The organism is Endozoicomonas atrinae (assembly GCF_001647025.1).
Lineage (GTDB): Bacteria > Pseudomonadota > Gammaproteobacteria > Pseudomonadales > Endozoicomonadaceae > Endozoicomonas > Endozoicomonas atrinae.
In genome coordinates this window covers 1-9,062 of sequence record NZ_LUKQ02000216.1, presented here as the reverse complement: position 1 = coordinate 9,062, position 9,062 = coordinate 1, and the positions used below count along the sequence as shown (strand labels likewise).

Here is a 9,062-nt window from a genome sequence, read left to right as displayed (position 1 = left end):
ACCATTCGCACCGGAGTTAAACAGCTCAGAAAGGCTATGGGAGTGGATGCGGGAGCATGACTTATCAAACAAAGCATTTTCAGGTTATGAAAATATTGTAGATTGTTGCTGTGAAGCTTGGAATAACCTTTGCAGCGAAGCTGGTCGACTGTTCAGTCTGTGCTCCCGTGATTGGGCAGTTATACAGTAGTTAGAAAATTCAATTGGTATAAGTAGCATGCAGCGGTGATGGCCACACGCTGGCAGTGCTTAAAAACATACGAGGTTTTTTGACAGAAAACTGATAAGTATCCACGAAAGCAAAAAAGCGAGTCGCTGCTAAAAAAATAGATGATTTTAACTGTCCGTCAAACAGTCGGCAGGTGTCTGATGATCAATGAAGAGGGTATTTGGAATAGAGGAATATGTTAACTTTTAATAGAGGTTTAAAGCAGAAAGAACAAAGTGGTTCGATCAAGTTTTTCTTCTGCCTTAAATATTGGATCAATTGAAACAGGTTTTTGATTCCATTCGCCTGACCGCCACTGGATGGAGGCTTCTATGTCGCCATTGTATCGCTTTAGTCCTCTTTTCTGCCTGTATGCTGCCCAGTGATCATTTGATTTTTCCGATGATAAGCTGGGAAAATTAGCGCATAAAAAAAGAGCACCTTGTGGTGCTCTTTTTCTGTTTTCCCAAAAGGGAAAAGCTTATGCTTTCTCTACGTTGGCAGCCTGAAGGCCTTTCTGGCCCTGCTCAACGTCAAAGGTCACAGCCTGACCTTCAGCGAGAGTTTTGAAGCCGTCACCGATGATGGCGCGGAAGTGAACGAATACGTCTGGACCACCGTTGTCCTGAGCGATAAAGCCAAAGCCTTTCTCTTCACTGAACCACTTTACCGTTCCGGTCGATTTAGACATGCAATGTCTCCTGAATATTTCTATAAAAATGCGTTGTACACGCGTTAAGCCAATGTGTAGTCACATCTTCATATTTCTATTTAAGAGTAAAGCAATCAAAGCAGCATAACTTAAACTAAGAAGTGGTGTGACGATCAGGAAGTACTCAAAAAGCGATACGATTTTTCGTTCTTCTCAATAATGGCCAATAGGAACTCTAATAGCTGTCCGAAGGGATGTCAAAGATTTTATCAAGTTTGTTAAAAACAAATCATCGTATTAATTTTAACCCGAAATCAGGGGCCGGAATGCCCCGTTGGATAAGAAATTAATGCTTTGATTTATATGGGGTTTGTTGCTTCTTATTCACTATTTTTTCGCTTTCTTGATTGGCAGTAACAGGTCATGGGTAATCGGAATAAAGTGACTGGAAGCTTGAATCAGAGAGGATGCTGTCAGAGCCTCTACACCGTATACCTCAGTCTGCAGGCCGAAATCCTGCTGAATCTTTTGCAATAGCAGGTCAAAGTCGCCATCACCGGAAGCAAGGGCAATAATGTCGGCCTTGGGTGCCCAGCTCATGACATCCAGCGTTATTCCAACATCCCAGTCACCCTTTGAGGTGCCATCGCTTCTCTGAATATAGGGTTTCAGCTTTACTTCAAAGCCAATGGCTCGAAGAATGTCCTGGAATTGCTGCTGCTTTGGGTCTCCACGATCAATAGCATAGGCGATGGCTTTGGTGACCTTCCTGCCTTTACTAACCAGAGCCCAGAATGCGTTGTAATCAAAGTGGCTGTTATAGATCTGTCGAGTTGTGTAATAGATGTTCTGTACATCGACAAAGAGCGCAACACTCTTTTCAGCCATAGGTTTTGATCTCCCTGTGTTTGGAGGCTGATCGAGAATAGCGCCCTTCTAGGCGGCCCCGCAGAGAGGATGACAGAAAATTGAGGATAAAAATACAGTTTGAAGTGGTGAATGGTGGTTCTATTTACCGGACAAAACCGTATTTTAGCCCTGTTTTCTGCCGTACGACTGCATGGATGCAGAAGCCAGGGCAACACAGGAGCTGTTGCCGTATATAGGGCAGTCTATTCTTGGACAGCCTCCTTAATAGCTGCTTGCTTCATCATGATGGTTGATGATGCTTTCTGGGCAAGATAAAGCAGGCCTCCAATGGAAAGAATCGATACCATCACCATGAAAATGACTGACAGATTACCTTGCGTTGGGCTTTTCAGTAAAGAGATCAGGTCTCTTGTCTGCATACCTGCCCAAATGGCAAACAGTGTTCTGGGTAACATGCCCATAAAACCGGCAATCAGAAAGGTATGAAGGCGTACGCCAATCGCGGGCAGCACCAGATTCATTAGTGAAAATGGGAGAACTGGGGAGATCCGGGTCAGAATGACCAGCGGCCACTGATGATGTTTCAGTTCGTCAAGAATCAGGTGAATTCGGGAGTTCGTAGGAAGTGTATTCATCAGCTTCCCATGATCCAGTGATTTCCCAACCATATAACCGATGACAGAAGCCGCAGGATAGGAAATCAGGATATAGAAAAAAGCTGCCCACCCCAGAAAATAGCCACTGATCAGGGCGATAAGAGTTGAGGGTGTAAGGGCCAGAGCCATGGTCAGTGAGCTGGCAGTAAAGAGCCAGGCCCACTGGCTGGCGGATAGAGTGTAAAGTGAGTCCTGCCAGGCGATCGCGAGCGTAGTGACCAGAGTGCTGCCAAAGATGGAGGTAATGCTGAGCAGGCCCATCAGTGAGAGTATCTGACGATTCTTGCTGAAAAAAGTGCCTCGCAAGAAAGAGCTACGAAGAAATAAGCAATTCACCGGAAATAACTGGCCGCTGCATATAAAACGTACAAGCGTAATGGCTACTATGGGGTTGAGGCAATAATACTTACATAATCTCAGCGAGAACCTGACCGTTTGTTGAGTTTTCGCTGAAGTGTCCTGCGATGCATGCCAAGGCTTCGGGCGGCGGCCGAGATATTGCCGTTATGCTCCAGAAGTACTTTCTGCAGATACTCCCATTCCAGCTGGTAAACCGGCATTCTGGTTTCAGGGATGACGGGGCATTGTTCATTATCTGGTGGAATTTTGCTGATATTGAGTGCAGAAAGTATTTGTAAGGTGTCAACCGGCTTGCAGAGATAGTCCTTAGCCCCAAGTTTAATGGCACTGACAGCGGTAGCAATGCTGGCATACCCTGTTAGCACTATGATCTCAATATTTGGGTTGAAGCTAAGTAACAGTGGAATAAGTCTCAGGCCGCTCTCACTCCCAATTTTCAGGTCAACAACGGCACTTGCCGGTTGGTGCTTTTGTTGTAGAGCTGTTGCTTTAATAATGGTGTCTGCCGTAACGGGGTTAAGCCCCCTTTTTCTGAGTGAGGTGGCGAGGGTGTGTAAAAAGGTCTGGTCATCATCTGCAATCAAAATAGCAGGCGACTCAAGGACTTTTCCAGGGGACATCGTCGCTTTATTGTTCCTGTGTTCTTTTACTGATAATGGGGAGCTTAACTTCAGTAAGGCTTCCCATGCATGGCAGGCTGAAGATATGTACCTGACCTCCAAGTCGTTCAATACTGGCCTGACTGAGTAACAAGCCAATCCCAAGTCCATCTTCTTTTAAGCTATAGGGTTTCCTTAATAATGCTTCTGAGTCCTCTGCTTTTGTACAGACTGATTTTTCCAGGGACTTTGAGCGGGCATCAGGAAAGCCCACTCCATTATCCAGGATCTGTATAGTCAGGTTTTGGCTGCTCCGTATCACACTCAGTGAAACCTGGCCTGGACTGGCATCTTCTGCATTATCAAGTAAGGATGTTATTGCCTGATACAGTGTCAGATCGCAGGGAATGATTACTGACGCAGGCCATTGAGCGGCGTTGTAATAAAGCTCGGATTCAGGTCTGATGAGTTGCCATTTTTGAATAACTTTAGAAAGAAAATACTGACTATCAATTCTTTCAATACCGTTATATTGGCTTTCCGATACTAACTGTTGAAGCCTTTTCTTGCATTCATCAATCTGACCCCTGAGAAATTTCAAGCTGTCAGCCAGTTCGCTGTTCTGGTATTCGTCCTGAAGATCCTTTAGAACAATAGCCATTGTTGTTAATGGCGTTCCCAATTCATGGGCTGCACCTGCTGCCTGAAGCGCAATGGCAAGAATGCTTTCATCTCTCAGCTGAAGTTCTCTGCTGATGGCAATGTCTCTTTGTTGTTTTCTCAAGGCTGACGCCATCAGTTCGACGAAGTAATTGATAATAAATGCGCTTAGAACAAACGTTAGCCACATGCCAAGCAAGTGAATGTCAATCATGAGTTGGTGTTCTGGCAAGTGAAGCTTCGAATCGGGCCCTGCTGGCACGTACCATTTCATAAGCAGGGTATAAAGCAGAGCCGCACTGATTGTTACTCCCCAGCTGTATTTTCCAGGGAGCAGTGCTGCGCCTATACAGACCGTTATCAGGTAAGTCGATACCAATGGATTTGTATAACCACCACTGAAGAATAACAGAGTACTCTGGGAAAGAAGGTCCAGCAGTAGTTGAACAAAGAACTCCTGATCGCTGACATTTCTTTTGAACACCTGCAACCGAATGATTGTGCAGGTGATCAGGAGAAAGATCATTAAACAGGCCAGAACAAGGCCGGTTATCTGGAGCTCAAAATGGGTGCTGGCCAGGAAAAAGACAATACTTTCAAAAGCGATAAGAGTTCCACGTAGCCAGCACAAGCGTTTGAGGTTCTCTGCACCAACCGAGAGGTTCAGTATTTTGTTCTGAAGTGTCGTCATTAAGGCTGCACTGTGTGCTCATATATCTGACACCATTAGACTCAAAAGTACGTTTTTTTATCCGTATCAGTTAATTGTGTAATGAATAATAAAGGATACGGTTATAGGGGTTGAAACTGCTACGGGCGGCGGAAATGGCAGGGCACGGCTGATCGCCTGAAGACTGCTGGCTTTAAACTGTTTGTTTCCGGATAGAATTTCGGCTGTTGCCAGCGTGCCATCGGGGTGAATCATGGCTTTTACTTTGACATCCCCTTCAATCCCCCGGCGAAGTGCCTGACGGGGATAGCGCTTCTGTCGATTGATGCGTTGCACCAGATCCGACTGCCACCCCTTCATTAGATTGCTGTCCATGCTTTCTGCAGGAAGTTCAGTGCTGCTGTCGGGGCCTTCAGAGCGGTTACCAATGGTCAATGGTTCCGATGGCCCAACGGTGGGAGATGGTTGCTGTTCTGCAATTTCCTCGGCTTCCTGTTTTTTGGCTGGGGAGCTTTGGGCTACCTCTTTTTTTACTTCTGTGGAAGGCGTTGCTTTATTGGGACTGGCCGACTTGGAAATGAGGTATTCCACAGGCTTTTTGACCTCTCGCGGGGGCTTTTGTGATTCGGGTATTTTGTCAATCTGTTGCTTTGTCTCTTCATTTTTAAGAGGCGCTAAAACTGAAGTTGCTTCAGGAGTCTGTCTGGCCAGGGTCAGTTTAAATTGAGAGGTGCCCAGGTTGTTGTTGATCAGCGCATGCTCATTGTGTCTTGGAGCAAAAGCAATCATTGAATGAAGAGCTACTGAACACAGCAAGGCAATAATAATGTTTTTTGTTGTGTGGTGGCTCATTGTAATCAATAGTCGCTGCTGGAGAGATCACAGAATTATGTGACTTCCCGGAGGGCATGGTAAGGGGGGAATATTACTCATTTGCGAAGTGTTCTGGTAAGGGGTAATCCTGAAAATTCTGTTCTTATTGATTGATTCCAGAAGGTGTGACCACCTTCTGGATGGTGAAAGTGTGTTTAATTGACTCTAATCCATGCCTGATCCCAGGCAAGCCCGGTTGCAGGTTCATAGTAAAAAGGAGCCTGATTGCACCAGCCACTTTCAGGGAATGGTTTGCATTGATAAATGTTGTGATCACGAGCCAGTACTTTTGTGCCTGCTGAGTAGCTGCCCATACCGTCAGGGTAAACGTAATCATAGTCTGATGGTGGGGGCGGTACATCTTTATCAATCACTGACGTCGTGTAAGAGTAATCAGCACTTTTTGCGAATACTGCATTTTTGAAAATATTTACTTCGTCGTACATATAGTGATTCATTTCGTCATGCCAGAATCCTATTTGTACAGTTTTACCGTGAAGGTCATTGACTTTACGTGCAAGCTCAGCGGTCCAGTTTGTGAAATCAACGTTTTTTTCGGTGATCACAATCGTTTCATTGACGACATCCACTCCCTGTCCATTTCTAAGGCGAAACCGGGCTTTGTCCCCTGGCTCTGCAGGGTTGCTTGTGAACGTGAGGTAGCGTCCAAGTTTAACCAGGTCCGGTTGTGGATCCGGGTCCGGATCAGGGTCCGGTTCAGTACCGCCATCATCAGAGAAACGGAGGTCTGAGCAGTTGTAAAATCCTTCACCAGCAGGGTCTTTTCGTTGCCAGCGTGTATAAAGTACTGCACTGCCGCTTCTGCCTTCAGGAATGGTGAAATCCATCTCATAGAAACCATTGACTACCTGCTTTTCCCCATGCTCTGCGATAAGTTCAAGGTCGTTCCATGTTAGAGGTTGTGTGGCGGAATTAAACCCGGGCTTACTGAGATAAATTTGAAAGAAATGGTTAGGGTGAGGGGCGGAAACATGAATCTTCAACGTGTGCTTGCCGGGTTTTATCGGTGTTTTCTGCCAGTTTTTATCTGGGATATCCATACCTGACTTCTTTGTGTCGCCAGCCGCACAGAGAGTGCCATCCTTTATCACGGCCTCAACCGCAGCCTGGTTGTTATAGTCCGGTACCAGGGCGGAAAACTCATTTTTCTGGGTAAATGGATAATCTCCAGATTGATCAAAAGCCTTCTGGCATGCCTCGTTAGGAATTGAGTCGGTCCAGTAGCCGCCATCATCATAACAGTACACCTGTCGAGCTTTTGGTGCCGATACCCAGCCATGGGCAAGAACGTTCCCGGTAAAAGAGAGGGACAGTGCTGCCAGAAATGTTTTTTTATATGGAATGTGGGTGAAATACATCATCGTTATTACTGCTCTTGTTGATGTGGGTAGAAAAGTGATTTTTTGCGGAGTAAAGAAGAGGGAGTCTGCTCTAAAAAAACAAATTTAAGCGAGGTGCTTTGGATTAATTCAGCAGAAATTGATCGATCTGTCTGAAGAGGTGGGTTTTTCTGAGGTGTTTTGGTTGGTTAGTGAGGATAAGTGAAATAATAAACTCTGTTTCATAGCGATAACCTATAAAAAAGACCTGTTGTGCAGTCAAAGCATAGCAGGTCTTTTAGTATGGAAAGCTATCTATCCAATCAAGCTGTCAGGAAAATAATAATACCTGGCAGAATGAAGAAGGCGATGAACAGATAGGCAAAAGCGTACATTCTGTTTTTAACTGCCAGATCAGACAGTTTGTCAGCCATAAACAGCGGGATCTCCCTCAGCCACTTGATACCGTAAATCAGAACCACGGCACAGAAGTTAAAGAAGAAATGCACCATGGCGATGGTCAGTGCAGGTAAGGCCGCAGGACCAGTGATTGCTGTGGCAGCCAGCAGGGCTGTGATGGTTGTACCGATATTGGCGCCCAGGGTGAAAGGATACATCTGTCGTACAGTAAATAGACCATTTGCAACCATCGGTACCATCAGGCTGGTGGTAGTTGATGACGACTGAACCATAACCGTCATGGTCATACCGGACAGAATGCCGCTGATCGGACCACGGCCAATGGATTTGTGCAGTGCATCCTTGGCTTTACCCACCATGACCTTCTTGAGCAGTTTGCCAAGGCGAACCACCGAGAAAAAGATCAGGACAATACCGATGCCGATCATGGCAATGCCAGAAAGCGTGCTGTCAGGCAGAACAGATACAAAGCCTTTGATAATGTCTTCAGCCGGCGATGTTAACGGGTCAATAAAGTTCAGGCCTTTCATTGACATATTCTGACCACCAACCAGCATGCCTGCTACGGATGCAGAGAGCTTGCTCAGGAATCCTGTGAACAGTTCCAGTGGCAGAAGAATCAGGACCGCCAGCCAGTTAAAGAAGTCATGAACCGTGGAGGCTGCAAATGCCTGCTTGAATTCTTTATGGCAGCGAATATGGCCAAGACTGACGATGGTATTGGTAATGGTTGTGCCGATGTTGGCACCCATAATCATCGGGATTGCCAGATGAACCGGCAGGCCGCCAGCGACCAGACCCACAATAACGGACGTTACTGTACTGGAAGATTGTACGAGTGCTGTCGCCAGTGTGCCCGCCAGCAGACCCATGATGGCATTGTTGGCAAAGCTGAACAGCTGTGCCGCAGCTTCACTGCCACCTACCGCCATTTTAAAGCCGGAGCCGATGACACTAACAGCTACCAGCAGAGCGTAGATCCACAAAACAACGCGCAGCCAGATACGACCGTAATGGCGCGTGGTCATGGTTTTGAAATCAGCGCCCTGTGAAGAAGCAGATGTCATTTCAGACATAGAGAGTGCACCCTAGTGCTTATAAAGTTGAGGATAAAAATATCGAGTCTTTATGACAGTTTTATGACAATTTCTTCACAAAATTGACACAATTCAATTTTCTCCTAACTTGGAAGAGAAGTATTACTAGTCAACTACCTAATAACCGAAGCATGGAAGATAAACTCTATACAAAAGCGAGGATGTTTTGGGGGAGGGCGCAGCAATACTTCTTTGAATGGCTGTCTCGTGAAGAGTTATGCAGCAATGGCAAGTTGTCATTTTGAAAATGAATTAACCTGGCCAAATTGATCATAAAATCATCTGGCTTGCTAAAGTGATTGTGACATTGTGAAAGGCTATTAATAAGCAGTTTCTCGGATAATTCCAGGTTGTTAGTTTTTTTAGAAAGGTATAATGATAAATGAACTATTCAATAGCGGGATCCTCTGTTCAATCAACAATGGCAATTGTGGATTCTCATCTGCCAACTATATGTTTAACTGATCCTGAAGGAAATACAGATCAGTTAGGAACAGTAGATCGTATTGGTTCTAAACACCTGGATCAATGGGTGCTCTCTCAATTTGATAACTGACTCATAGGTTAGCTTCAACCTTTCCAGTCATGAACTCAGACCAAAGTTGTTCCCAGCGCCCCTTACTCTGGATCAGTGCTCTTGTTGTCAAAAGCACTTCC

Annotated in this window: 8 protein-coding genes and 1 pseudogene; 1 reads left to right on the top strand and 8 read right to left on the bottom strand. The window is 45.6% G+C overall.

Annotated features, from left to right (window positions below):
• Nucleotides 1–190, top strand: a pseudogene (locus AK963_RS35740) (IS630 family transposase); the annotation flags it as partial.
• Nucleotides 191–689: 499 nt separating this feature from the next.
• On the opposite strand, the gene AK963_RS21640 reads toward AK963_RS35740, so the two are convergent.
• The 8 genes from AK963_RS21640 to AK963_RS21605 all read right to left on the bottom strand — a co-directional run bounded on the left by AK963_RS21640 (nt 690) and on the right by AK963_RS21605 (nt 8,384).
• Nucleotides 690–899 carry a cold-shock protein gene (locus AK963_RS21640; protein ID WP_066017502.1) on the bottom strand — a complete coding sequence of 70 codons (210 nt, stop codon included), beginning with the start codon at nt 897–899 and terminating at the stop codon, nt 690–692.
• A 348-nt stretch (nt 900–1,247) separates the two neighbouring features.
• Nucleotides 1,248–1,748 (bottom strand): LabA-like NYN domain-containing protein, encoded by a 501-nt coding sequence (locus tag AK963_RS21635; RefSeq protein ID WP_066017501.1) that lies wholly within the window; start codon nt 1,746–1,748, stop codon nt 1,248–1,250.
• A 224-nt stretch (nt 1,749–1,972) separates the two neighbouring features.
• Nucleotides 1,973–2,647 carry a TVP38/TMEM64 family protein gene (locus AK963_RS21630; protein ID WP_083232832.1) on the bottom strand — a complete coding sequence of 225 codons (675 nt, stop codon included), beginning with the start codon at nt 2,645–2,647 and terminating at the stop codon, nt 1,973–1,975.
• Between the two features lie 155 nt (nt 2,648–2,802).
• The gene (locus tag AK963_RS21625; RefSeq protein ID WP_066017499.1) at nt 2,803–3,366 is read right to left on the bottom strand and encodes a response regulator transcription factor; all 564 of its coding nucleotides are present in this window, start codon (nt 3,364–3,366) and stop codon (nt 2,803–2,805) included.
• Nucleotides 3,367–3,373: 7 nt separating this feature from the next.
• On the bottom strand, nt 3,374–4,696 hold the full coding sequence (locus tag AK963_RS21620) for a sensor histidine kinase (protein ID WP_066017498.1): 1,323 nt from the start codon (nt 4,694–4,696) through the stop codon (nt 3,374–3,376).
• Between the two features lie 66 nt (nt 4,697–4,762).
• Nucleotides 4,763–5,464 carry an energy transducer TonB gene (locus AK963_RS21615; RefSeq protein WP_175404596.1) on the bottom strand — a complete coding sequence of 234 codons (702 nt, stop codon included), beginning with the start codon at nt 5,462–5,464 and terminating at the stop codon, nt 4,763–4,765.
• Between the two features lie 239 nt (nt 5,465–5,703).
• Complete coding sequence (locus AK963_RS21610; RefSeq protein ID WP_083232831.1) at nt 5,704–6,930, bottom strand: lytic polysaccharide monooxygenase; 1,227 nt, start codon at nt 6,928–6,930, stop codon at nt 5,704–5,706.
• A gap of 281 nt (nt 6,931–7,211) precedes the next feature.
• Entirely contained in the window at nt 7,212–8,384 is a 1,173-nt protein-coding gene (locus AK963_RS21605) for a Na/Pi symporter (RefSeq protein ID WP_202969823.1), read from the bottom strand.
• Nucleotides 8,385–9,062: the final 678 nt, after the last annotated feature.